Origin of the sequence: Gordonia terrae (assembly GCF_051789125.1) — a bacterium.
Classification (GTDB): domain Bacteria; phylum Actinomycetota; class Actinomycetes; order Mycobacteriales; family Mycobacteriaceae; genus Gordonia; species Gordonia terrae_A.
The window spans coordinates 249,617-274,814 of record NZ_CP196526.1 but is presented as its reverse complement, the minus strand read 5'-3'; the positions used below and the strand labels follow the sequence as shown (position 1 = coordinate 274,814).

The window sequence follows — 25,198 nt, the reverse complement described above, 5'->3', positions numbered from 1 at the left end:
AGCGCGGGCGCGGCAACTCGGCGCACTCTCCCGCCCCGGTTCTCCTGTCCCTACTCCGTGTCCGGGAACGCCGTCTGCTTGTAGCCGCCGCGGAGGCTGCCGTCGATGTAGGCGGCCCGCGTCGCACGGCGTGCGATCTTGCCCGACGACGTGCGCGGGATCGATCCGGCCGGAACGAGGAGGACATCGCGGGACATGACGCCGTGACGCTGCGCGATGGCGGCGCGGACGGTGTCGGCGACCTCCTGCGGGTCGGCCTTGCGGCCCGGTCCGCGCTCGGCGACGATGACCAGCTGCTCGGAGGCGTCGTCGGCATCGGGCTTGATCCCGCTGCCGGCGAACTCGAACACCTCGGCCGGCAGCTGGTTGGCCGGCACCGAGAACGCCGCGACGAAGCCGGGACGCAATGCGTTGCTGGCTTCCTGCGCGCTGTACTCGAGGTCTTGCGGATAGTGGTTGCGGCCGTCGACGATCACGAGGTCCTTGACGCGGCCGGTGATGTAGAGCTCGCCGTCGAGCCACACCCCGAAGTCGCCGGTGCGCATCCACGTCGCGTCCGCCGGGGCGCCCTCGGAGTGACTGTCCGTCGGCAGCGGGTTGACCAGCTTGTTGCGGAAGGTCTCCTCGGTCTCCTCGGGCTTGTTCCAGTAGCCCGCGCCGATGTTGAGCCCGTGCAGCCAGATCTCACCGACGTGACCGTCGGGTTGTTCGGTTGCGGTCTCGGCGTCGACGATCGTGGCCCACTGGCTGACGGCCACCTGCCCGCACGACACCTGGGCGACCGCGTTGGGCGCGTCGGCGTCGACGAGGGTGAACCGTCCCGCGTTGAGGTCGTCGCGGTCGACGTAGACGACCTTGGCCTCGTTCTCACGCTGCGTCGCCGACACGAACAGCGTCGCCTCGGCCATGCCGTAACAGGGCTTGATCGCCGTCTTGGGCAGGCCGTACGGGGTGAACGCCTCGTTGAACTTCTTCATCGAACTGACGGTCACCGGCTCGGAGCCGTTGATCAGGCCGATCACGTTCGAGAGGTCGAGCTCTTCGCCCTCCTTCGGCAGGCCGCGCGCGGCGGCGTGCTCGAAGGCGAAGTTCGGGGCGGCCGCAAAGGTCTCCGCGCCGTCGGCAGCGGCGGCGAGCTCCTTGATCCAGCGGCCGGGACGACGCACGAACGCCTGGGGGCTCATGATCGTGATGTAGCGGCCACCGAGTGCAGGCAGGATCACGGTCAGCAGGCCCATGTCGTGGAACATCGGCAGCCAGGTGACGCCGCGGGCCTTGCGGTCGATCCCGATGGTGTCGGAGATCTGCAGCACGTTGGCGGCGACCGCCTGGTAGGTGATCTCCACGCCGGCTGGGACGCGCGTCGACCCCGAGGTGTACTGCAGGTAGGCCACGGTCTCTTTGTTGTGGTCCCGACCGGCGACCGGCGCGACCCAACTCGAGCCGACCGAATCGGGCACCGCGTCGACGGCGATCACGCGTGGACGCTCCTTGGCCGGCAGCGGCGCGAAGAAGTCGCGCACGGCCTCGGCGGCCTTGGTGGAGGTCAGGATCGCCGTGGGCTTGCAGTCGCCGAGGACGGCGTGCAGGCGGTCGGTGTGACCGGGCTCGTCGGGCGAGAACAGGGGCACCGCGACATTGCTCGCGTACAGCGCGGCGAAGAATCCGATGACGTACTCGAGCGACTGCGGCGCGAGGATGGCGACCCGGTCACCCGGCTTCGTCACCTGCTGCAGACGCGCCGCGACAGCGCGGAGTCGCTTGCCGAACTGCGACCAGGTGAGGTCCTGCGGTTCGCCGTCGCGTTCGCGGCTGTAGTCGATGAACCGGTAGGCCAGCGTGTCGGCCTGCTCACGGACGTTCTGCTCGACGTAGTCGACCAGCGTCGCTTCCTCGGTGAAAGCGATGTTCCCCGTCTCGTCGAGGAAGTCTTCGAGTTCAGTACTCAGCATTCATTACTCCTGTGGCCCCTCGTGGACTCCCCCACGCGAGCGCGGTCCGCTGTTGAGGTCCCTTCGGCGACACCACCCAGCAGTCCTGCCGTCCACGCCCTGTGCCGACCGCGGGATACGGTAGCGCACGTCCAGTTACCCAACGAAATACTCGCGTTCGTTCTGCTCAACTACGGAAAAGCGCACGTCGCCCGTCGACGCGCACCTGCGGGTTCACCGACCCGTCACCTCGGTGTTCACACGCGAGACCGTCGGCCATCCTACTCCCCCTTCAACTGCGCCAGCACAGGCGCGAACGCATCCATCTGCGTCGGGAAGACCCCGACGTAGGACATGCTGGTGCGGCGTCGCACCTCCCGGATCTGCTCGGCGATCTCGTCGAAGGTACCGATCGCCAGGTAGGGCGAGGTCAGCACGTCGTCGACGGTGAACTCCGCATCGAGCGCGATGTTGGGCGGATAGCCCTGCTCCAGCGCCTGCAGCGCCATCTCCGCGGTGGCCACCCGATCGTCGGTGATGACGATGACCGCGATGGTCCAGTTCAGTTCGATCTCGTCGAACCTGTCGCCTGCGGCCGCCCGGATACGGTCGACGCGCTCGGCGGTCTTCTCGATGGTCATGTCCGACAGCTTCATCTTGCCGTCGAGAGTCGTCCCCGGGGCGACCGAGATGATGTCGGCGTGCTTCGCGGCCAGCGCGAGCATCTTGGGTCCGCCGCCGCCGACCGCGATCGGCGGGCGCGGGCCCTGCCGGGGTCGAGGGCTGCCCTCGAGTCCGTTGATCTTGTAGAACTCGCCGTCGAAGTCGACGGTCTCGCCGCGCATCAGGCCGTCGAGGATGGTCAGCGCCTCGTCGAGGCGGCGGATGCGGACACCCGGTGACTCGAACTCGATGCCCGCCTTGTCGAACTCTTCCTTCATCCACCCGGCGCCGATGCCCAGTTCGAGCCGGCCCTTGCTCAGCACGTCGATGGTGGTTGCCTCTTTGGCGAGCAGGGCGGGATGGCGCCAGCCGTTCGCGAGGACCGAGGTGGCCAGCCGGATCGTGCTGGTGGCCTGCGTCAGCGCACCCAGGGCCGCGATCGGGCCCACCTGGTTGCCGAGATGATCGGGCACCGCGAAGGTGTCGTAGCCGTACTCTTCGGCGGTCTGCGCGAGCTTGATGAACTTGCGGGCGCCGCCCTCGTCCTTGTTGCCCTCGCCACCCGCACCGAACCGGAACTTGCGCAAGCCGGACGAAGTGCCACCCGCATCGCTCGGGGGTTGCGTCATCGCTGTCCTCTCGTCGTGATCCGGGTTCGGCAGGCCGCATGCGTCGCCGGCGCCGCCCGGGGGTACCCCGGGCCAGCCCAACACGTTAATGCAGCGTGACGGCACCACCAAACGGATCGGCGCATGCCGCGGACGAGGTTACCGGCCGGTTAGTTCGCCGGTCCCATCGGACGGGGGTCGGGTGTGTCCGGCCGGCAGAATCCGGCGAGTCGAGCCCGGTCAGTTGTGAGCCGGCCGGGGCGCGTCGTCGATCAGGTCCTTCGACCAGTCGTACATCCACTGGGTCGCGGTCTGCCCGTCGTTCTCCCAGTACCGCGGGGTGGCGTACATCGCGTGAATGGGATTCGACGCCGCGTTCGCCAGCCTCGACACGGCGGCCAGCGGATTGGTGATCGTCGGCGAATCACAGATGAGATCGCCAGGCGCGCAGATCGATTGCACCCGATCGCGGAGGTCGCCGAACCCGCCGTCACGCGGGCCGGTCATCGTGATCCCGGGGACGAGGTTGCCCATCCCGCCCAGTGCGATCTCCGCGCCGACTCCGTCCGGGCTCGGCGCGATGTCGTTCTGCTCACCCGGTTGACGCCGGCCGTCGGCGATGAGTCCGACGCCGAGAACGAGATCCTGATCGCCGTCTTCGAGGACGCCGCGGCCGTTGCCGATGTTGCTCGCCAGATCGCCCGCGATCACCGCACCCTGACTGAAGCCCATGATCACGTAACGGGTGAGCGGGCAGCGCTCGTTGGTCGAGATGATCTTGCCCGCCGCACGCTTGTAGCCCTGGGTGCGGGACACGTTGTAGTCGGCCTGCCGATCACCGAGGTTGGTCGGATTACGGAATTGGGCGGTGTAGGGAACCGTGTAGATCTCGCTGCGGGAGGACTCGAAGTCGTTCGACAGCGCCCGGGAGACACGCAACATCAGCGAGTTCGGGTTCGCCGACGGCGCGTACGGGTCGTCGCGCGCGCTGGACTCCCACGTCCCGGGGATGACGACGGTCAGGACGTCGGGACAGTCGGCCGGTTGGGCTTCGGGACGTTCCTTCGACGGAGGCGTCGTCGACGGGCCGCCGGGACCGATCGGCGGCGGCCCGGGCGCGAGCCAGACCAGGACGAGCACGACGATGAGCACGATCGCGATGACCGCGAGTGCGAGCAGGAGCAGGGTGAACCTGCCGATCCGGCGGACGGGACCCTTGCGGGTGCGGTCCGCGGCCGAGCGACGGGCCGCCACGTCAGCAGTAGTGCTGTTCTGCCGCGCGAATGACCTTGTCGGCCTTCACGTTCGCATCGTCGACATTCTCGGCGCCCGGTCCGACGGAAGCGGTCACGAAGGCCTTCACCATGCTCGGATCCGTCCCCTTCTGCTTCGCGCCGCACACATACTTCGCCATCGTGAGGGCGACGGAGTTGTCGTTGTCACCCATGAACGTGACGTTCTGCTGCTTGAGCGCAGCCAGATAGGCGCGCGCCTTGTCGTCGAGCGGCGCCCCGCTGGGGCCCGGGAAGCTGGCGGGCACCTTGGTGCTCGGATTGGGCGCGGTGTCCGGCAGGGACGAGGTCCCACCCGGCGCGGTGGCGGTGGTCTCCGTGGACGGCGACCCCGGCGTGCTCGACGACGACTCGGCGGCCGAGTAGAGCGACGTGGTGGTGACCGGGTTGTTGGTGATGGGAGCACTCGCCGTCGAGTCGTCGGCGCAACCCGCGATCGAGCCGAGCGCGAGAGCGAGGCCCGACGCGGCCAGCACCAGCCGAACACACTTCGTTGTCATCGCCACTTCCTGCCGAACCTTTCGGGTCGAGATTCCCGCCCCGGCGTCGGGTATTTCCCGTCGAGGCTCCACACGTCCGACCTGAGGCCGGCTGCGACGCAGGGGCACCCTGCATCGCACACCACGTCAGGCTACCGTCCACCACACGCACTTTCGGTCGCCGCACCTGCACGACCTGCGGAAACGTGCCGATTCCTCAGCGAAGTTTCAGGACGCGCACACGTCCGCCCGAGTTTCGGGGGCGCGACTCGCACCCCCGACACCCGGATCACCGCGGCCATCGGTCCCGGTTACGTCACTTCAGGACTTTGGTTCCCTCTTTGGCGGTCCACGTGATGCGACCGCGCTCGAAGTAGTTCACCCGGCCCTTGCCGTCGCGTGTCGGCAACTCGTCGGAGACCGGCTTGCCCAGACGTCCCGCAGGTCCGCCGGCGGCCACATACGCGCCGCCGATGGCACCGGTGACGATCTTGGGGCCCTTGGGTCCGGTGAACATCCGACCGCCGGCGAAGTCCTGCGCCTTGCCGCCGGCCACCGCGTACGACGGGGTGAGGCAACCGCCGAGCGCGGCCTTGTTGGCGTCCCACGCCTTGCGGAACGCGTTGTCGACGCGGCACGCCACCTGATCGCGGGACAGGCCGAGCGCCGCCGCGGCCTGTGGCCAGGCCTGCATCATCTCGAACTCCCAGTAGGGCCAGGTGTGGGTACCCGACGGTCGGTAATTGGCCTGTCCGGGAATCCCCTTGCGATTCAACTGGATCGCGAACTGCTGTGATGTGACGCGGCTGAGCATCTCGAGTCCGACGCCGGAGTAGTTCGTGGCGAGCATCGGGATGTCGGACGGTTTGTCGTGGGGTCCGACCATGCCGTTGCCCGACGAGACGTAGAGGCTGGTCCCCTGCAACTTGTCGACGAGCAGGTAGGGATCGTGTTCCTTCCACGCCGGATCGGTGGGCGGACCGAACATCTTCATCGAGTCGTAGCCGCCGCCGTCGCGCACGGCGAACTGGATCGCCTGCGGCATACCGAACGAACTGAGCTGCAGGATGCCGGAGAACGACGCCGCGAACTTGTAAAAGCCCGGGTTGCGCGCCGCGAGCATCATCGCCGCCGACCCACCCATCGACAGACCCTCGATACCGCGGACGTCGGTCGACCGCCAGTCGTTCTCGAGGATGGGCGGCAGTTCCCGCATGAGGAACGTCTCCCACTTGTAGTTCTTGCCGCGGTCGGGTTCCTTCCAGTCGGTGTAGAAGCTCGACTCGCCGCCGATGGGGAGGATGACGTTGACGTTCTTGTCCTTGTAGAAGTCGACGATCTTGGTGTTGATGATCCAGCCGCTCTGGTCGTCCTGCGCGCGCAGGCCGTCCAGCATCGTCAGCTGCGGGAACTTCTCCTTCGGCTTCGCGTGCCAGTCGCGCGCGAGCAGGATCTGGACCTGGATGTTGGTGTTCATGGCCGGCGAGTAGACCCACAGGGCCACCCGACGGTCGGTGTACCAGTAGGTGTTGGTCACCTTCGCCGGCTGTGCGGCCGGGATGGAGGCCGGCGCGACCGGGGCACGTGAACTCGGCGGCGCGGGGGCCGGCGCGCCGGGGGCTGCAGGGGGCGCCGGGGCGGCCGGCGCGGGTGCGGGAGCGGGTTCGGCGCCGGCGAGGCCCTGCCCGATCACGATCCCGGTCACCGTCAGGATCGCGACGGCGAGGACCGCGAGTACGCCAGGCCCCTTCACACCGCCCGACGCCGGACCCATCGACCATCCGCCCGCCGGACGGACACCCCGAGACCGCGTTCCGCTCGGGTCTTCACCACTGTTTCGCCGCATCACGCTCCAGAACTCCTTCGCCCCTGTTCACTGACGCAGGTCGCGTCGCGACTGATTTCTCACCAGTCACATACGCATCATCAATACCAAACGCCTCAGGAGTTTCTTACACGGCCGAGGGGCGCACTGTCCGCACGCCACGCTGTGACACGTGGGATTTGTGTGACAGTTGATATCGACGCGGCTCGTCGTACGCGTCCCGCAAAGGCCGCCTCCGCCGGTGGACGGTTCCCGGTACCGGGCCCCGACACACGACGACGCCCCGCCCGGTGATCCCGGACGGGGCGTCGTAGAACCGGTGGAGACCGGCGGTGTCAGATCAGCGGAAGAACCCGCGGTTCTTGGCGTTCCAGACCATGTCCTGCCAGTAGCCCCAGGCGTGGGTCCCGTTGGCGTAATAGGTCATGACCGGCACGCCCTGCACGAAGGCGGAGGCCTCGAAAGCCTTCGACTGCGTGAACGCGAGGAGTTCCAGCGTCGAACCCTTGAACAGGTCGTCGAACACGTTGGGCAGTGCGTTGTAACGACCGAACAAGCCGTTACCCGAGCCGACGAAGACCTTCATGCCGCGCATCAGGCCGATGTTCCAGAAGGGATCGTTCTGGAACCAGCGGATGCTCCAGGGCGGGCCCCACATCGCGTCGATGTTCCACGGCTTCGGATCGACGTCGAGCATCGCCAGGCGCAGCGCGGTACGCATACCGGGAGCGCTCAGGAAGTTGTAACCCGACAGCGAGCCCGCGCGGTCGAAGTGCTGACGGTTCTGCGCACCGATCACCAGGGCCGCGTTACCGCCCATCGACAGGCCCATGACCGCATAGCGCTTGGACGCGCCGACGCGGTAGCCGCGACGGTCGAGTTCCTTGATCAGCGTGTTGGTGATGACGCAGTTCCAGCGGTACCGGTAGGGCTGCCGGTTGAAGTTGCTGGGGGCATCCCAGTCCGTGTAGAAGCTGGCCGGTCCACCGATGGGTTCGACGACGTTGACGCCGGACTTCACCATCTCCTGGACGTTGGTGTTGATCTCCCAGCCGCTGTAGTCGTACTGGGCGCGCATGCCGTCGAGAAGGATGACGGTCTTGTAGTTGCCGGGCTTCTTCCAGGCGCGGACCTTGACGTTCGGCATCCCGCAGCCGTTCACCCAGAACTCCTGCTTGCCGACCTGGGTTCCGCCGATGCGGGCGTTGGCCTGCCCGGCGACCACGCCGGTGAGTCCGACGACTGTCAGCAAGGCGATGAATGCGGCGATGAACCGGTTACCCATCCGGTTGCGCGCAGGCTTGGACGCCTGGGTGGCAGCTTCACGCATGTACAGAATCTCCCTCTTCAGCCGATCGATCAGGAACTTCACGGTTCCCTACGTCAACCGGTCCTTTGTGCGTCACACATATCTCGTCCCCCGGCGCATTGCGCGGAGCGACGACGGTTCATGGGTCGATCTCGCATGCGATTCACCGTCGGCGAGCCTATTCGATGCCCCCGGACGTGACAAACCATGTGATTGCGATCACAACCCCCGTCACCGAGACGTTCCGGCACTTCAGAACACCTTGGTCACGACCGACTTATCGGCCGCGCTGCCCCGGACGTTACCGATCCGAGATGTTGAGTAGCAACTCCACAGGTTCGGCCGGGCGTTTTCTCGGGTTCTTCTTGGGGTCCTGTGCACCGCGGCCGCCCGCTACTCCGGGTTGACCGGAGGCGGCATCTCCAGCCCGCAGCGCGCGATCTCGTACTCGGGTTCGCGCTGGATGCGGTAGTCGGTGAAGGTGAACGACTGGCGCAGGTTGTGCTTGAACCGCTCGAAGGACCACGGCGCCTCGAACGAGGCGAACCGGTCCCGCGTCTCGGGGCACTGCAGGGCGACCTGCGCCTGCCGGACGAGGTCCTCGTCCAGGTAACCGGGCAGGACGGGGCGGCGAGGGAAGGCGCCGGCCTCGGCGACCACCCACTCGCTCGGCAGGATCTTGTCGTGTCCGATCCGCCCGTCCTCCAGGCGTTCGGTGTGCGCGGCAAGCGGATACGCGAGGCCCATCTGATCGATCACGCGCACGTCCAGCGGCGCGTTCATGCTCGTCATACCGAGATTGAGGAAGTAGACCGTCACCTGCCGCTGCGCGCCCTTGGGCATCACGGGGGGCAACTGCGCCACGTACCACTCGTCGTAGTTGAACGACGGCAGGATGACGCCGCCGTCCTTGTGGTACTTGTCTATCTTCTCCACCATCGCGCTCATGCGCGGGTAGTCGAGGTAGTCCTCGGCGGTCACCGGGTTCTCGTTGCCCATGTTGGTGACATAGAAGCGACGTTCGTCGACGATCCCGCTGCGGCCGATGTCGATGCCGGCATTCGGCAGGACGTTGGAATACGTGGTGGCGGCCCAGACCACGACCGTCACCCACATGCCCGCCATGGCCACGGCGCCGATCAGCTGCGCGCGCGTCCGACGCCGATCCGGTTGCGCCGCTGCGTCATCGACCGATCCGGTCGACGCGTCGACTACATCATCGGCGATGACCGAGTCGGCGTCCCTGGACGTCCGGCGGCGGAAGGCCGCGCCGACGTGGGCCGGAACGGTGAGCGGCACGACCATGAGGGGCAGCAATGTGACGAACAGCGGAACCAGCAGGACACGTCCGTGCATGAAGTCGCCGCCCTGGCGCATCCAGTAGACGATCAGCACGATGCCGGCGAGTACGACCACGGTCACGACCGCGGCCGGCGTCTGCAGCCGACCCGACCAGCCTCCGAGCCGGGCCCGCCACGACGGTGCCGGGGTCTGCGCGGCCACGCCATCCGCGTCGTCGTGAACCCCAGGTGTGGTCGGGACGGTGCCGGCCCGGAGGCGGCCGCCGATGATGAGGAGCACCCCCGCCACCGCGGCCAGCACGAGTGGTAGGACGAGGACGTAGGGCCCGAAGAGGTTGGTGAGGTAGGCGAAGCCCTGTTCCCACTTCGAGCCACTCGCGTCCTTGGCGACGGCCGGGTTCGGAACGAGGAGAGCGTAGTAGCCCATGCGGAAGATCTGATATCCGACGGGCAGCGCGGCCGCGACCACGACCACGCCGGTACGCATCTTCCAGCCCAGCGGGGCGAAGAAGACCAGTAGCAGGACCAGACCGCCGAGCACCGTCAGCTCGGGGCGGACCAGGGGCGCCAGGCCCGCGGTGAAGGCCAGCGCGAGGGTCGCGACCGCTCCGCCGCGGCCCGGGGCCGCGCCGCGCCGCGCCCAGGCAACGAGCTGACACCACAGCAGCGCCGCCCAGAGGATGCAGAGTCCGTTCTCCAGTCCGCTGGTCGCGAAGTCGCGTGCGGGCGGAAGGGCGATGTAGACGATGGCGCCGAACGGCAGGAGAAGCGTCCAGCCGTCACCGGTGAGGCCACCGATCCGCGTGCCGAACAGTCGGGCGCTGCCGTACATCGCGATCGGGATCGCGGCGACCGAGCACACCAGGGCGACCCACAGGGCGACGTATTCGAGTTGGCCGTCGGTGATCCACGCCCAGAACCACAGCAGATAGGTCCACGCGGTCGAGGTGTTGGCCTCGACCCGCTCGCCAGCGTTGAAGACCGGACCGTTGCCCGCGAAGAGGTTACGCAGCGTCCGCAGGACGATGAGACCGTCGTCGGCGATCCAGCGTCGCTGCCACGCACCGATCGCGAAGAAGGTGGTGACGGTCGCGGCGCCGATCAGGAAACTGGCTGCCGCCAGTCTGTTGTGCCGGAGTTTCGGTGGGCGGAGCCCGGATTGCGACCCATCAGTTGACTGCATAGACCGCGACACCCACGCATACTAACCAGGCGACGGCGAGCAGTTGCAGGACTCGGTCGCCGAGGGCGATCTCCTCGGGTTCACCTGCGGCGCCGCCGTCGACATCGACCGCGTACCGCAGGATCGCGACCGTGAACGGCACCATCGAAACCGCGTAGGCGACGTTCGTGTCGTGATCGGAACCCTTGTCGAAGGCCCACAGGCCGTAGAAGATCACGACCGCGGTGGCCGACAGCGTCCACACGAAGCGCAGATAGGTGGTCGTGTAGTACTCGAGGGCCTTGCGGATCTTGGCACCGGTGCGTTCGGCCAGCTGCAGTTCGGCATACCGCTTGCCTGCGGCCATGAACAGCGAGCCGAAGGCCATCACGAGCAGGAACCACTGCGACAGCTCGATCTCGGCGGCGACACCACCGGCCACGGCACGCAGCAGGAATCCTGACGAGACGATGCAGATGTCGATGACGGCCTGGTTCTTCAGCCCGAAGCAGTAGCCGAGCTGGATCACCAGGTAGATCGCGATGACGACGGCGGTCTGCCAGTTCGCCAGGAACGCGATGCCGATCGAGCCCGCGAGCAGCACCACCGCCAGGATGTAGGCCAGCGACACCGGGACGACGCCCGCGGCGATCGGGCGGAACCGCTTGGTCGGGTGATTGCGATCGGACTCGACGTCCATGGCGTCGTTGACCAGATAGATGCTCGACGCGGCGAGGCAGAAGGCGACGAACGCGATCCCGGCGTCGCGCAGCACCGAGACCTCGGTGATGTTGCCCGCGGCCAGCGGTGCGGCGAGGACCAGGACGTTCTTGACCCACTGCCGCGGACGGACGGCCTTGATCAGCCCGGCGCCGAGGTTCTTCGGCGGTCCGAGGACCTTCCCGTGCTCGATCGGCTCCTCGCTCATGCACTCTCCCTGTGTCGTGTCACCCGCGCGATGACGGGGGACGCGGCAAGACGCAGCGGACCGCCGGGCACCGCGGCCGTGAGGCCGAGCCGGGCCAGGACGCGCGCCGCGCGACGGGCACGTCCGGATGCCGGGTCTTTCCGGGTGGGTTCGAGCAGCACCTTATCGCCCACGATGACGGCGGCTGCGCTCGCGGCACCGATCGCCGCCCCGGCGGTGACGTCGCTCGGGTAGTGCACACCGAGCACGAGCCGGGACAGGAGCATCGGCGGCACCAGGACAGCCGGCAGCACCTTCGGGTCCCAGCCGGCCGCGCGGCCGATGAGGATGGCGGCGGCGGTCGTCGAGGTGGCGTGCGACGACGGGAAGCTCAGCTTGCTGGGGGTCGACACGCCGATGGCGATCGCCGGGTGGGCGGGGCGCGGTCGGCGCACGATCCGCTTGATGACGACCGACGCGGCGTGCGCCCCGAAGGCGCCCACGCCCGCCTCGATCCAGCGCTGCTGCGCGCGCACGTCACCACGGCGGCGGGCCACTGCCCAACCGGCACCGGAGATCGCGAGCCAGCCCAGGGCGTGCTCGCCGACATGCGACAGCCCACGTGCCGCCGAACGCACTCCCGGGCGCGTGCCGACACCCGCCTGGATGGCGACCAGGGCCTTCTCCTCACCCGACAGCGGGCGTGGGATGTCGTCGGCCGGAACCTTTCCCGTCACCGCAACATCGTCGGCCGGACTACTCGATTCCGAAGACACCCGCCCAGCTCTCCTTCGATGTCAGATCCTGATGCGCAGACCGGTACTGCTGCTTCATTTCCGGGAACTTCGCCTGCAATTCCTTGACGAGGGCGAAGTGCTCGCGTGCCAGTTCGATCATCTTCTCGCGGTCGCGCTGCCGGTAGACGACGCCGCGGCCGTCGGCGGTGGTGACGGTGACCCCGTCGACACGCCCGAGCGAGAACCACCGCGCCTCGATGGGCGGGAAGTTGGCCTGCGGTACCTCGTGGTGCCGAGGGTCGGCGGGCCGAACGTTGTTCAGCACCGACGCGGTCAGCGCCTTGATCTTGCTGACTGGGTTCAGCGGGATCGAGGACCCGAGATGCGTTGCCTCGCCCGATGTCCGGGGTAGCTCGGTGGCCGACGGCAGGACCACGGCGTCCGGATACTGCTTGCGCATCTGGGCGACCTTGGGCAGCGCGGTCGGCAGCAGGCTGCGGATGTGATCGGGCCCCGCGAGGAAGTCGCGGATCGCCTCGTTCTGGATGGCTACCGTCGAATACTCAAGGCAGAGCAGATGTTTCGCAGTCGCTTTGGTCATCGACCGCACGATACCCTTGATCGGCCCGTCGTGATGGATGGAGGCAACGACCAAGCGGTTGCGCAGATGGAAGTACGCCTGCCAGTCGATGGCGTCGTCCTTGTCGCTCCAGGCCATGTGCCAGATCGCGATTCCCGGCACCGTGGCCGTCGGGTAACCCGCCTTGGCGGCCCGCAGCGCGAATTCCCAGTCATCCCATTTGATGAACAGCGGCATCGGCAGACCGATCTGCTCCGCGCACTCGCGCGGGATCATGCACATCCACCAGCCGTTGCCCTCGACGTCGATCCGCCGGTGCAAGTTCTTCGAGTTCTCGCGGTCGCGCAGCGGATGCTTGGAGAAATTGTGGTCGTACTCGACGAACGGGGCCGCGGTCCACATGAAGTTGTCCCGACGGATGACCTCACCCATGCAGTGCAGGTGACTGCGATCCTGCAGGTTGAGCATCTGTCCGCCGACGAGCATGGGCGTCTTGGCGAATCGCGACATGGCCAGCGCGCGCAGGATCGAGTCGGGCTCGATCGCGATGTCGTCGTCCATGTACAGCACGTACGGCGAATCAGTGAGCCGCAGTGCCTCGTACATGATGCGTGCGTAACCGCCGGAGCCGCCCAGGTTGCCCTGGTCGAAGATATGCAACCGGTCGCCGAGTGCCGCGGCGGCCTCGGCGTAACCGGGTTCATCGACGACCTTCTTGGTGCCCTGGTCGGGCATCATCACCGCGTCGATCACCTCGTCGACCATCGGGTCGGAGGTCAACGCGGCCAACGCGTTCACCGCGTCGGTCGGACGGTTGAAGGTCGGGATGCCGACCGTGACACGCTTGGTCTCCTCGTCGGGCGTCGGCGCGTCGATGGGCGCGTACCAACCGGCAGAGACGATTTCGGTGTCGGTGTCGGTGGTGACGTCGAACCAGATCCACCCCCCGTCTTCGAACGGACCCAGGTCGAGCTCGAATTCGGCTACGCCGCGGCCGGTTTCGTCGGTGTCGACGAGATCGCCGCCGATGCCGATGCGCGACCCGTCGATCTTGGAGCGATAGAGATCCACGCGGCACGTGCCGATGACCTCGACGCGGAGAACGACCGACTCCAGGATGCTCCAGCGCCGCCAGTAGGCCGCGGCGAAGGCGTTGAAGTAGGTCTCGAAGCTCACCTCGGACTCGGCGCCCAGAAGCACCGACGTACGGCTCGGTGCGTGCGCGCGACGGTTGTTGCTCTCCGACTCCTCCAGGTAGAGCGAGCGGACGTCGAGCGGCTCACCCGCCCGCGGGAAGATCACCCGCTGCAGAAGGGATTTCGCCTTCGACGGCCCGGTGCCTGCGTCGGGGATGTCGGACTGGTTCACGGGAGTCACCGTCATCTATTCGGCTCCTGCGGGGTCGGCCACCAACGGCGCACCGTCGCTCAGGTGCGGCGCCAGGGTGTTGTCGAACATGGTGAGCGCGCTCGCGATCGCCATGTGCATGTCGAGGTACTGGTAGGTGCCGAGGCGGCCGCCGAACAGCACATTGGAATCGGCGGTCTCGGTCCGTGCGAGCTCCCGGTACGCGGTGAGCATCGCCCGGTCCTCGGGGGTGTTGATCGGGTAGTACGGCTCGTCGTCGTTCTCGGCGAACCGGCTGAATTCCCGCATGATGACGGTCTTGTCGTCGGGATACGAGGCGCGCTCGGGGTGGAAGTGCCGGAACTCGTGGATACGCGTGAAGGGGACGTCGGCGTCGTTGTAGTTCATCACCGGGGTGCCCTGGAAATCGCCGGTGTCGAGTACCTCGGTCTCGAAATCCAATGTCCGCCAACCGAGACGGCCGGCGGAGTAACCGAAGTAACGGTCGAGCGGCCCGGTGTAGACCACCGGTGCGTCGGGGCTGTCGGCGCGCAGCTCGTCGCGGACGTCGAACCAGTCGGTGGACAGGCGCACATCGATGCGCTCGTCGGCGGCCATGTTCTCCAGCCACGCGGTGTATCCGTCGACCGGCAGTCCCTCGTGGGTGTCGTTGAAATACCGGTTGTCGAAGGTGTAGCGGACCGGCAGACGCGTGATGTTGCCCGCGGGCAGTTCCTTGGGGTCGGTCTGCCACTGCTTGGCGGTGTAGTGCTTGATGAACGCCTCGTAGAGCGGCCGGCCGATCAGGCTGATCGCCTTCTCCTCGAGATTGCGCGCCTCCGCGGTGTCGATCTCGCTCGCCTGCTCGGCGATGAGCTTCCTCGCCTCGTCGGGGCTGAAGTACCGGCCGAAGAACTGGCTGACGAGTCCGAGTCCCATCGGGAACTGGTAGGCCTGCCCGTTGTGCAGCGCGAACACCCGGTGCTGATAGTTGGTGAAGTCGGTGAACTGGTTGACGTACTCCCACACCCTCTCGTTGGAGGTGTGGAACAGGTGGGCGCCGTACTTGTGGATCTCGATGCCGGTCGTCGGTTCGGCCTCGGAGTACGCGTTGCCGCCGAGATGGTCGCGCCGGTCGAGGACGAGGACGCGCTTGCCCAGCTGCGTCGCGGCCCGTTCGGCGACGGTGAGGCCGAAGAATCCGGAGCCGACGACGATCAGGTCATAGGAGCTACTGGTTGCCACGGGTCCTCAGGGTAACGGACCCTCCCTGAGGAATCTCCGAGCCACGGGGTGGCCACGCCACCGGGACGAACCGTCTCCGGGGCGACCCCACGATTGTCGGTGCGGCGGCGCCACACCGTACGGCATAATGGGACGTCTGACAACGGGTGTGTTCGACGTCAGCCCCTTGCTGTCACTCCGGCCAGGGCGCCGAACCACGTCTCACAAGGAGGCAGGGGTGACCGAACTGGCGGACTTCGGGGCGCAGATGACGCGCATCGCGGGCGAGATGCGCAAGGAGAGCGACGACACCGAAGCGGCGCTGCGCGCGATGACCAAGTTCGCGGTGGATGCGGTTCCCGGCGCGGAGTACGCGACCGTGACACTGGTCACCAAGAATGTCATCGAGACTCCCGTGATGGTCGGCGACCTCGGTGGAGAGGCCGACCGGTTGCAGCGCGAACTCGGCGAGGGGCCCTGCCTGCGCGCGGCGGTCGGGGTCTCGACCATCTGCATCGACGACATGCGTGAGGAGTCGCGCTGGCCGTCCTTCGCCTCCTCGGCATCGGCCCTGGGCATCCGCTCGATGGCGTGCTTCTACCTCTACATCGACGGCGACGACTCCGCCGCACTGAACCTCCACAGCACCGAGGCCCATGCTTTCGGCGACGAGGCCCTGCTCCTGGGTGAGTTGTTCGCCGCCCATGCCGCGACCGCCTTCGGCGCGGTCAAGGAGAAGGAGCAGCTCCGCGCCGCCCTCGGCACCCGCGACATCATCGGCCAAGCCAAGGGCATGATCATGGAGCGCTATGGCCTGGACGCGGCCGAGGCGTTCGCACTGCTCGCCCGGCTCTCGCAGGACACCAACACCAAACTCGTCGACGTCGCCGCCCAGATCGTGGAGGCGGGGCCAGGCGACTGACGCCTCAGCGGAAGGCGTCGCGCTTCGGGAAGCCGAGCACGGGCATGCCACCACGATCCTGATAGCGCTGGAGCGCCTTGCCGACGAGGACACGGGGTCCGGTCGCAGGGGTGAAGAACATCATCCCCTTCTCGAACAGCTGGGTGACCCCGGCGGCGTCGGGCGTCAGCGCAGGCACGCCGAGCGCCTGTCCGAGAGGACCGGTGATCCCGCCCAGATCGGCGAACCGTCCGTTCATCGCCGAGGTCGCCATGTCCAGGATCTTCGACGATCCGGGCACGAGTTGCTCGGCGAGCTGGTTGAGGCTGCCGAAGTCGATCCCACCACCGCCGGGCGACGCAGGCCCGGTCGGCGGCTTGACGATGCGCGGCGGGGCCGGCTGGCCCTGGACGGAAAACCAGGACGACTTGAGTTGCAGCTTCGTGCGCGCCTCTTCGCCGGTGACCTCACGGGTGCCCGCCGAGCCCACCGCGCGCACCTTGATCGCGCGTCCGTGCTCGGCGCCCAGGCCGTTGGCCTCGATGACCTCGAATCGCTGCAGGGCGCCGACGCCGAAGGCGGAGCCGATGCTGCCGGCGCTGACGGTCGCGCTCCAGTTGTGGTTCGGCGACACGGTGTCGCCCTCGTCGATCACCGCGGGGAATCGCCCGCCCGCGGTGAAGCCGCCGGTCGATGCGGAGAACTCGGTGAAGGCGGGCTGTCCGTTCTGCAGCAGGATCTGCCCACCCGTGGCGTCGGCGGCCGCGTTGGTCCGCCGGTCCTCGCCCGCGACACCGCCGTAGACCTGCGAGTTCTGGGTGTCGTCGATCTTCTTGCCGCCGGCGATGGCCGCCAGCGCATAGGTTCGGGCCGCCACGGCTTGCGCCTGCAGTGCTGCCGCACCGCCGGAATCGCCCCAGGCGGGCAGACTCTCGCGCGGGATGACGCCCTTGACGTAGTCGTCGACGTGGATCCGGTTGACGACACGTCCCCCTTCGAGGCCGAGTGCGCCCCGGTAGGCCTTGTTGGATCCGCAGAACTTGAGGAATTCACCGGCAGGCCGGTTGGGGGCCATGCTGAGCGGTTCGACGAACGTGGCGGGTACCGATCGCACCGCACCCCCACCGCACCCGCTGAGGATCGTTGCTGTGCTCCCGGACAGGCTGACCGCCTGTCCGGGAGCCACTGCCTGACCACCGACTCGCATGCCGGCGTCCGCGTGCACATTCACCGAGTTCTGACCCGTGAGGGCCACGACGATCTCGGGCCTGTCCACCTTCCCCGCGGTGGTGCCACCGTAGTAGTGACGCAGGATCTGCTGTGCCGTCCAGCCCTTTCGGGCGTAGCCGTACGCTCCCCATTGCCCCATTCCGCGGCCGTGGCCATGACCGTGCCCGATCAGCGTCACCGTCGACCCGACCGAGAGTTCGACCTCTGGGGTCGAATCCGATGAACTCGCGACAGCGAGGCCACCGGCCAGCAGTGCGGGCGCAAGCCCGGCCGCGGCCCAGGTCAACGCGCGATTGCGGGCCCGTGCGGGCCGCGCGACGCTCGCCGTCCATTTCGGCAGACGCCGTGTGGGTCGGACTCTGGTCACTGCAGAACACATCCTTCGGTCGCGACGACACCAGCCTCGAGTGCCGCTCTCTGCGAGACTCGTAACGCTTGTGACTGATGTGACGATTGGGACTTAAGTGACCCTAGTGAAACCACAGACCGATCAACAACCCGAGGGGATCACAACCGAGTCACGAGTTGCCCCACCGATCGTGACCTCTCGTTCCACAGGGCGTGAGTCACATCAATCACTTTTGCCCCTTCGATAACAAGAGCATCACGAGTTACCTGACTGCGGCGTGTGCCACTCGACCTGCGATCGCCGTGCGGTGACGATGACCGCCGTACCGAAACACGCTCGATGCCGCTTCGGCGGCTCGGGCTGCGTCGATCTCCACGATCGATTTCCACGGCTGACCGGATCTCGACCACGCCCCGGACCCACCCGGTCGCGGTCCGACCAACCTGCAAGGAGACCCCGTGCGTTACCCCAGACCGAAACACTCGATCGCGCTCGCGGCCATCGCCGCCGCGGTCGTCGCCACGCCGTTCGTGGTCGTCGCGAGCGCGAACGACCCCCAGCTCGTGGACAACAAGCAGAAGGTCGCCGACACCGAGATCGAGCAGGTGCCGTTGCGGGAGCTGCCCGCCGCCATCGTCGACGTCGCGACGTCTGGACTGGCGGCTGCCGGCGTCTCCCTTCCGCCGATCGATCCGAATGCGTTCCCACTCCCCGATCTGACCGTCCCGCTCCCCCGGGGTCTCGTCCCCGGTGGTACCGGCGATTCCGCGACGCGCACCACCTCCGCCTCGCCGACATCGACTGCTCCCGAGACGTCGGGGTCGGAGTCGTCGGCATCGGAGTCGTCGACCACCGAGTCGACCGCACCGGACTCCTCTGCAACGGACACCTCTGGACCGGAGTCGTCACCGACGTCCGACACCCCGACGCGCACCCCGTCTCCCCGCCGCCCCGCTCCCGGCGCCTCGACGAACACACCCTCGACGCCCGCGATCCCCACCATGGCCGACGGGCGCGAGGTCGGGGCCGCGGTCACGCACATCGTGCGCGACGCCCCGATCAAGATGGTTGCGTTCACCTGGGACCGGCCCGCCGACGTCGACCTGACACTGCGAGCGAAGAACCCGGACGGCAAGTGGGGCCCGTGGACCGCACTCGAGCAGATCTCCCGCGGCGCGAAGGTCGATGCCGAGAACCCCGTCGGCACCGAGCCGGTGTGGGTGGGTGACGCACGCGAGGTGCAGGTGGCCGCCAGCAAGGACGGGCTGGCGATCCCCGCGGCCCAGACCCAGGGCGGTGATCTCGCCCAACTCGCCGTCGGCACCGCGAGCAAGGTGGTCACCACCCTCGCGACCACGGCGTTCAACGCCCTCAAGGCCACGCTCATCAGTCCGGAGAGCCTGCTCTCGCTGGGTTCATCCCTGCTCACCCCGCTGACCGGCGGCCCGCAGGTGGTGGCGCGCCAGCAATGGGGCGCCGATGAATCGATCCGGTGCTCGCAGCCGGTGTACTCACCGCAGATGCGGGGTGCGATCGTGCACCACACCGCCGGGAGCAACGACTACACCCCGCAGCAGTCGGTCGAGATCGTCCGCGGCATCTACGCCTATCACGCGCGCAGCCTGAACTGGTGCGACATCGGATACAACGTGCTCATCGACAAGTACGGGCAGATCTTCGAAGGCGCGTTCGGCGGACTCGACCGCAACGTCGAGGGCACCCACACGGGTGGCTTCAACAAGGACACGGTGGGCGTGTCGATGATCGGCAACCTCGAAGAGGTTCCGCCGACCGCGGCCATGGTGTCGGCGACCGGCCGATTCCTTCGCTGGCGCCTCGGCAAGGCCGGACTCAACCCGGCCGGCACCGCGACGCTGACCTCGGAAGGGTTCGCCGGCAGCAAGTTCGCGGCCGGTACGCAGTCGAATCTGCCGATGATCGCCGGGCACCGCGACTACAACAGCACCAGCTGTCCTGGGGTGTTCGGCTATGCCGCCCTCACCCAGATCCGGGCACTCGCCGGGGGCGCGGCCCCCGCGCCCGAGCCGGCTCCCCCGGCTGACCCCGCCACACCGGCACCACCGCCGGGCGAGCCCGGGGCACCGGCTCCGGCCCCCGCGCCGCCTGGCGAACCGGGTGCACCAGCGCCCGTGCCGCCCGCGGCCTGAGACACCGCGGCCTGAGACACCGCGACCGCCACCTCCGTGAACGATCGCCGGCGAGAACCGGCGAATCCCCACGGGGGTGGCGATCTGTCCGGGCGCTGCGCAGGTGGGCCGGGGATCAGCTGCCGGGGAACCAGCGTTCGAGGACCCGGGCGACACCGTCGTCGTTGTTCCCGACCGTCACCTCGTCGGCGGCGTCGATGGCCGCCGGGTGTCCGTGCCCCATGGCAACGCCGTGACCAGCCCACGTCAGCATCTCGACGTCGTTGGGCATGTCACCGAAGGTGATCACGGCGTCGGCCGGGAGCCCGGCGAGTTCGGCGAGGCGCGCGAGCCCGGAGGCCTTGTGGGTGCCGGGCACCGACAACTCGATGAGCCCGTTGTCGGTGGAGAACGTGACCTGGGCGAGGTCGCCCACCATCGGTGTCAGGCGCTCGGCCATCTCGCCGCTGGCCATACCGGGCTTGCGCACGAGCAGCTTCACCGCCGGATGACCGAAGACCTCATCATCGCCGACCTCGACGTGGTCGGGGTTCAGCCACGCGTGCTCGTACCCCGCGCTCGCCACGAAGGGCGCCGTGGCGGCGTCGTTCGCCGACTGCCCCGCCCGCTCCGCGGCGATGCCACACCCCGGGATCTGTTGGTACGCGATCTCACCCAGCTTCAGCAGGACGTCGGGCTCGAGGTTCGCCGACCACAGCACATTGTCCTGCTCGGCGTCGTACAGGATGGCGCCGTTGGCGCACACCGCATATCGGACGAAGGCGTCGGTGTCGGCGAACTGATCGGTGATCTCGGCGATCCAGCGCGGCGGGCGCCCGGTCGCCAGCACGAACTCCACACCGGCGGCGCGCGCCGCGGCCAGCACCGACAACGTCCGGGCGGAGACGCGGTTCTCGTCGTCGATGAGGGTTCCGTCCACGTCGCTGGCGATGAGTGTGGGTGGACCGAATGTCATGTGCGTCTGCTTCCTCTCGACCGAGCCTTCTCGGCAGCTCCCCTGGACTTCGCGGCGGCCCGCTGTGCCCGCGCCTCGGCTTTGCGAAGTGCTTCGTCGGCCTCGATCACCGCGGCCTCCTGGGGTGTCGGAGCCGAGCCGCCCAGTCGCGACGGGACCCAGAACTCTCCGGGCGGATGCGCACCGTAGGCGTCCTGCACCTCGAGGAGCATGGTGGCCATGGTGTCTCGGAGCCTCAGCGTCTCACGCTCGGGTGTCTGATCGGGACCGGGGGTGAACGGCATGCCGAACCGGACGTGAACCGGGAGTCTGCTGCGGCCGATGTTCCGCCGACCGCCCTTGGTCCACTGCCGATGTGCTCCCCACACGATGGCCGGCACGATCGGGACGCCTGCCTCGGTGGCCATCCGGACCGCGCCGCTCTTGAAGTCCTTGAGTTCGAAGCTTCGACTGATCGTCGCCTCCGGATAGACGGCGACGATGTGACCGTCACGCAGACGACCGACCGCCGCCTGATACGCCTCGGCCCCACGAGAACGGTCGACCGGCACGGTCTTCGTGTGGTTGACGAGGAAGCGCATGATCGCGACGTCCATGACCTCGGACTTGATCAGGAACCGCGTCCTGCGTCCGGCACGCTGGACGCCGAGCGCGAGGGGCAGGAAGTCGAGATATCCGGTGTGGTTCACGCACACGACCGCGCCACCGGAGTCCGGGACGTTGTCGATGCCGGTGAAGTGCAGGTCGAGGGCCTGAGCGCGGGCAAGGCCGTTCGCGATGATCTCCAGGGCGCGATACACCGGCTCCCGGTCTGCGTGCCCCCTGCGGTTCATGGATCAAGATTACCGGCGAGGCACGACGGGCCGATCCGCCCGACGACCGACGCCGGTCGAGCGACCGACGGTCAGATCACGCCGGGGTCGTCCTTGCGACGTTCACGTTTGGCAGCGCGTTCGGCCTGCTCTTCGGCGTCCATGCGGTTCGCCTCCTCGAGCGTCGGCGCCGAACCACCCAGACGGGCGGGAACCCAGAACTCGCCCTTCGGGTGCTCGCCGTAACCGTCCTGCAGTTCGAGCAGCTTGGCGCTCATGACCTCGTGCAGCCTCGCCGTCAGCGCATCGGCGTCGCCGGTGGGTGCGATCGGCTCGCACACCCCGATGGAGATCGGGAACCCGGTGCGGCCGAGTCGCTTGGGGTGGCCCTTGGTCCACACACGTTGCGCGCCCCAGATCACGGTGGGGACGATCGGCGCCCCGGACTCGAGGGCCATGCGCGCCGCTCCGGACTTGAAGGTCTTCAGCTCGAAGCTGCGGCTGATGGTCGCCTCGGGATAGACGCCGACGAGTTCGCCGCGCTTGAGGTAGTCGACCGCAGCCCGGTAGCTCTCCGCACCCTGTCCGCGGTCGACGGGAATGTGCTTGAGCGACCTCATGATCGGACCCGACACCTTGTTGTCGAAGACCTCTTTCTTCGCCATGAACCGAACCTTGCGCCTGCCCTGCAGGAACGCGGGGATGCCCGCATAGGTGAAGTCGAGGTACCCGGTGTGGTTGATGGCGACGACCCCCGGCCCCTCGGCCGGCACATGCTCCACACCCGAGACCTTGAACTTCAGTCCCTCGGCCAGCCACAGCAGGCGGGCGGTGGTGATCACGGCGTCGTAGACGGGTTCCATGGCAGAGAGCTTAGCGATCCCCCGTCGGGCCCTTGTCGTCATCGGTCGCGCCCACCCCCACGGTGTCTCCCCCGCCGGTCTCGACGATCGCGAACACGAGGTCGACGGCGGCGTCGGCCAGTTGCGCGGGCGTTATGTCCAACCGACCGTCGACGTAGTCGAGGTAGAGCACGACCAGGGCCCCGGCCAGTGCCGAGGAGACGACCGCGAGTCGCGCCGGAGGCATCGACCGATGGTCGGCGACCAGCGCCAGCACGGCTTCGACGAAGCCCGGGACGGTCGCCGCCCGGTGTGCGCGCAGAACATCGTCGGCCAGCGGTTCGCGCAACAGGATCCGCGCACGCCCGGGGTCGGCCTCGAAGAAGTCCCGGCACGCCTCGAGCAGCGACCGCACCCGGTCGCGGCCGTCCTCGGCGCGAGCCTCGCCGGTCACGTGCGCGAGCAGTTGGTGGGTCACCCGGTCGTACACCGCTGTGACCAGCTGCTCCCGCGAGTCGAAACTCTCGTAGAAGTAGCGCGGGCTGAGATTGGCCTCGCGGACCACCGCCCGCATCGTCACCGCCGCGGCGCCACCCGTGCCGAGCAGTCCCTCGGCGACCGACAGCATCTGTTCGCGCCGTTCATCGGACCGATCGGCGAGCGTCTGTCCACGCCAGAGCCTGCCTGAAGTCATCGGTTCATCGTCGCATCCTCCGACCTCCGCGGACCGATTGCCGGCGCGACGAGCAGGTTCCCGGGCGATGCAGGCAGGCGCGGCGCGGCGCGTCACAGGTCGCATCCCCAGGGCCCGCTCACCTCCGTGCGAGGTCGTGAGAACGATCACCGCGACACCTGGTGGGGACTCATGGCCCACGCGGGGCTCGAGTGCGTGTCGATACCCTGGAGGCCTGTAGTGCACTGCCGCGCAGCCCCGCGCACACATGAAAGGCCCCCTTCGTGCAGATCACCAGCATCGGTCATGCCGGTTTCCACATCCAGACCACCGCCGGATCGATCCTCTGCGACCCCTGGGTCAACCCGACGTACTTCGCCTCCTGGGTGCCCTTCCCCGACAACTCCGAACTCGACTGGAAGTCCCTCGGGGACTGCGACTACCTGTACGTCTCCCACCTGCACCGCGATCACTTCGACGAGCGCAACCTGCGGGAGAACGTGAACAAGGACGCCACCGTTCTTCTCCCCGACTACCCGGTGCCGGATCTGCGCCGCGAACTGGAGAAGCTCGGCTTCACCAAGTTCGTCGAGACCACCGACTCGGTGAAGACGACCGTCACGGGCGACAAGGGTTCGCTCGACGTCATGATCATCGCGCTGCGCGCGCCTGCCGACGGCCCGATCGGCGACAGCGGCCTGGTCGTCTCCGACGGCGAGACCGTCTGCTTCAACATGAACGACGCCCGACCCATCGACCTCGACGTGGTCGACGACGCGTTCGGGCACGTCGATGTCCATCTGCTGCAGTACTCGGGCGCCATCTGGTACCCGATGGTCTACGACATTCCGCGGAAGTCGAAGGCCAACTTCGCCTCCCAGAAACGTCAGCGCGGAATGGACCGCGCGCGTTCGTATATCGAACAGGTCGGCGCGACGTGGGTGGTCCCGTCGGCCGGCCCGCCGATGTTCCTCGACGAGGATCTGTTCTATCTGAACGACTTCGGTTCGGGTGACAACGCCGACACCACATCGATTTTCCCCGACCAGGAGACGTTCCTGGAGCAGATGCGCATCCACGGCACCGACGACGGCGAGAAGCACCGCGGTCTGATGATGGTGTCGGGCTCGGTCGCGGACTTCACCGGACCGACCCTCAACGAGGTCACCCACCCCTATGCCCCCGCCGACGTGTTCGGCGAGAACAAGCGCGCCTACCTCGAGCGCATGAAAGAGAAGTTCGCGCCGGTCATCGCCGCCGAGAAGGAGTCGTGGGCGCCTGCCGAGGGCGAACCGCTGCTCCCGGCGCTGCGGGACCTCTTCGAACCGATCATGCGCCAGTCGGACCTGATCTGTGACGGCATCGGCTACCCCGTCGGGTTGGTCATGACGCCGGGTGGCGGGCCGGCCAACGACGCCACCGAGACCGTCGTAATCGACTTCCCGAACCGCATCGTGCGTGAGCCGAAGGAGGGCGAGGGCAAGTACCGCTACGGATTCCGCATCGCCACCGAACTCGTGCGGACAGTCCTGCGTGACGACGAGCCCGACTGGGTGAACACGATCTTCCTGTCGACGCGGTTCACCACATGGCGTATCGGCGGATACAACGAGTTCCTCTACACGTTCTTCAAATGCCTCACCGACGAGCGGATCGCCTATGCGGACGGTTGGTTCGCCGAGGCGCACGACGACTCGGCGTCGATCACCAAGGACGGCTGGGAGATCCAGCGTCGCTGCCCGCACCTCAAGGCAGACCTCGGCAAGTTCGGGGTGATCGAGGGCGAGAAGCTGACCTGCAATCTCCATGGCTGGCAATGGGATCTGTCGTCGGGACGATGCCTGACGTCGAAGGGGCACGAGCTGCGCGCGAGCAAGCTCGACTCATAATCGATCGGATCGTG

At 67.6% G+C, this 25,198-nt stretch carries 19 protein-coding genes; 3 read left to right on the top strand and 16 right to left on the bottom strand.

From position 1 onward, the window contains the following. Nucleotides 1-50 precede the first annotated feature (50 nt). The 11 genes from fadD32 to glf form a co-directional block, all read right to left on the bottom strand. On the bottom strand, nucleotides 51-1,952 hold the full coding sequence (gene fadD32 / locus ACSUZC_RS01240; protein WP_439031133.1) for a long-chain-fatty-acid--AMP ligase FadD32: 1,902 nt from the start codon (nucleotides 1,950-1,952) through the stop codon (nucleotides 51-53). Between the two features lie 260 nt (nucleotides 1,953-2,212). Then, complete coding sequence (locus ACSUZC_RS01235; RefSeq protein ID WP_439031132.1) at nucleotides 2,213-3,223, bottom strand: LLM class F420-dependent oxidoreductase; 1,011 nt, start codon at nucleotides 3,221-3,223, stop codon at nucleotides 2,213-2,215. 219 nt (nucleotides 3,224-3,442) lie between these two features. Beyond that, nucleotides 3,443-4,456 carry a cutinase family protein gene (locus ACSUZC_RS01230; RefSeq protein ID WP_439031131.1) on the bottom strand — a complete coding sequence of 338 codons (1,014 nt, stop codon included), beginning with the start codon at nucleotides 4,454-4,456 and terminating at the stop codon, nucleotides 3,443-3,445. Nucleotide 4,457: 1 nt separating this feature from the next. Then, a complete protein-coding gene (locus ACSUZC_RS01225; RefSeq protein WP_439031130.1) occupies nucleotides 4,458-4,994 on the bottom strand; it encodes a DUF732 domain-containing protein in 537 nt (178 codons plus the stop codon). Between the two features lie 295 nt (nucleotides 4,995-5,289). Beyond that, nucleotides 5,290-6,747: an alpha/beta hydrolase-fold protein gene (locus tag ACSUZC_RS01220; protein ID WP_439031129.1), complete on the bottom strand. Its 1,458-nt coding sequence runs from the start codon at nucleotides 6,745-6,747 to the stop codon at nucleotides 5,290-5,292. A 391-nt stretch (nucleotides 6,748-7,138) separates the two neighbouring features. Continuing rightward, nucleotides 7,139-8,128 carry an alpha/beta hydrolase gene (locus ACSUZC_RS01215; protein WP_439031128.1) on the bottom strand — a complete coding sequence of 330 codons (990 nt, stop codon included), beginning with the start codon at nucleotides 8,126-8,128 and terminating at the stop codon, nucleotides 7,139-7,141. A gap of 372 nt (nucleotides 8,129-8,500) precedes the next feature. Further along, complete coding sequence (locus tag ACSUZC_RS01210; RefSeq protein WP_439031127.1) at nucleotides 8,501-10,591, bottom strand: hypothetical protein; 2,091 nt, start codon at nucleotides 10,589-10,591, stop codon at nucleotides 8,501-8,503. Further along, nucleotides 10,578-11,498: a decaprenyl-phosphate phosphoribosyltransferase gene (locus tag ACSUZC_RS01205; protein ID WP_439031126.1), complete on the bottom strand. Its 921-nt coding sequence runs from the start codon at nucleotides 11,496-11,498 to the stop codon at nucleotides 10,578-10,580. Before ACSUZC_RS01205 ends, ACSUZC_RS01210 begins: the two co-directional genes overlap by 14 nt. Continuing rightward, entirely contained in the window at nucleotides 11,495-12,253 is a 759-nt protein-coding gene (locus tag ACSUZC_RS01200) for a phosphatase PAP2 family protein (protein WP_439031125.1), read from the bottom strand. Before ACSUZC_RS01200 ends, ACSUZC_RS01205 begins: the two co-directional genes overlap by 4 nt. Further along, on the bottom strand, nucleotides 12,234-14,177 hold the full coding sequence (locus tag ACSUZC_RS01195; protein WP_439031124.1) for a glycosyltransferase: 1,944 nt from the start codon (nucleotides 14,175-14,177) through the stop codon (nucleotides 12,234-12,236). The genes ACSUZC_RS01200 and ACSUZC_RS01195 overlap by 20 nt, the downstream gene beginning before the upstream one ends. After that, the gene (glf, locus tag ACSUZC_RS01190; protein WP_439031123.1) at nucleotides 14,178-15,386 is read right to left on the bottom strand and encodes a UDP-galactopyranose mutase; all 1,209 of its coding nucleotides are present in this window, start codon (nucleotides 15,384-15,386) and stop codon (nucleotides 14,178-14,180) included. Between the two features lie 217 nt (nucleotides 15,387-15,603). Between glf and ACSUZC_RS01185 the strand changes: the two genes are divergently transcribed. Next, nucleotides 15,604-16,287: a GAF and ANTAR domain-containing protein gene (locus ACSUZC_RS01185; RefSeq protein WP_439031122.1), complete on the top strand. Its 684-nt coding sequence runs from the start codon at nucleotides 15,604-15,606 to the stop codon at nucleotides 16,285-16,287. Between the two features lie 4 nt (nucleotides 16,288-16,291). On the opposite strand, the gene ACSUZC_RS01180 is transcribed toward ACSUZC_RS01185, so the two are convergent. Further along, nucleotides 16,292-17,875, bottom strand: coding sequence for a SpoIID/LytB domain-containing protein (locus tag ACSUZC_RS01180; RefSeq protein WP_439031121.1), 1,584 nt, complete (start codon nucleotides 17,873-17,875; stop codon nucleotides 16,292-16,294). A gap of 428 nt (nucleotides 17,876-18,303) precedes the next feature. Between ACSUZC_RS01180 and ACSUZC_RS01175 the strand changes: the two genes are divergently transcribed. Continuing rightward, nucleotides 18,304-20,013 (top strand): N-acetylmuramoyl-L-alanine amidase, encoded by a 1,710-nt coding sequence (locus ACSUZC_RS01175; protein ID WP_439031120.1) that lies wholly within the window; start codon nucleotides 18,304-18,306, stop codon nucleotides 20,011-20,013. Nucleotides 20,014-20,128: 115 nt separating this feature from the next. Here ACSUZC_RS01175 and ACSUZC_RS01170 read toward each other — a convergent pair whose 3' ends face one another. From ACSUZC_RS01170 to ACSUZC_RS01155, 4 genes are all read right to left on the bottom strand, one after another. After that, complete coding sequence (locus tag ACSUZC_RS01170; RefSeq protein ID WP_439031119.1) at nucleotides 20,129-20,968, bottom strand: HAD family hydrolase; 840 nt, start codon at nucleotides 20,966-20,968, stop codon at nucleotides 20,129-20,131. After that, nucleotides 20,965-21,801, bottom strand: coding sequence for a lysophospholipid acyltransferase family protein (locus tag ACSUZC_RS01165; RefSeq protein WP_439031118.1), 837 nt, complete (start codon nucleotides 21,799-21,801; stop codon nucleotides 20,965-20,967). The genes ACSUZC_RS01170 and ACSUZC_RS01165 overlap by 4 nt, the downstream gene beginning before the upstream one ends. 71 nt (nucleotides 21,802-21,872) lie before the next feature. After that, a complete protein-coding gene (locus ACSUZC_RS01160) occupies nucleotides 21,873-22,643 on the bottom strand; it encodes a lysophospholipid acyltransferase family protein (protein WP_439031117.1) in 771 nt (256 codons plus the stop codon). A gap of 10 nt (nucleotides 22,644-22,653) precedes the next feature. Further along, a complete protein-coding gene (locus ACSUZC_RS01155) occupies nucleotides 22,654-23,316 on the bottom strand; it encodes a TetR/AcrR family transcriptional regulator (protein WP_439031116.1) in 663 nt (220 codons plus the stop codon). 263 nt (nucleotides 23,317-23,579) lie between these two features. On the opposite strand from ACSUZC_RS01155, the gene ACSUZC_RS01150 reads away from it, so the two are divergent. Further along, entirely contained in the window at nucleotides 23,580-25,184 is a 1,605-nt protein-coding gene (locus tag ACSUZC_RS01150; RefSeq protein ID WP_439031115.1) for a Rieske 2Fe-2S domain-containing protein, read from the top strand. The last annotated feature ends 14 nt before the right edge of the window (nucleotides 25,185-25,198 follow it).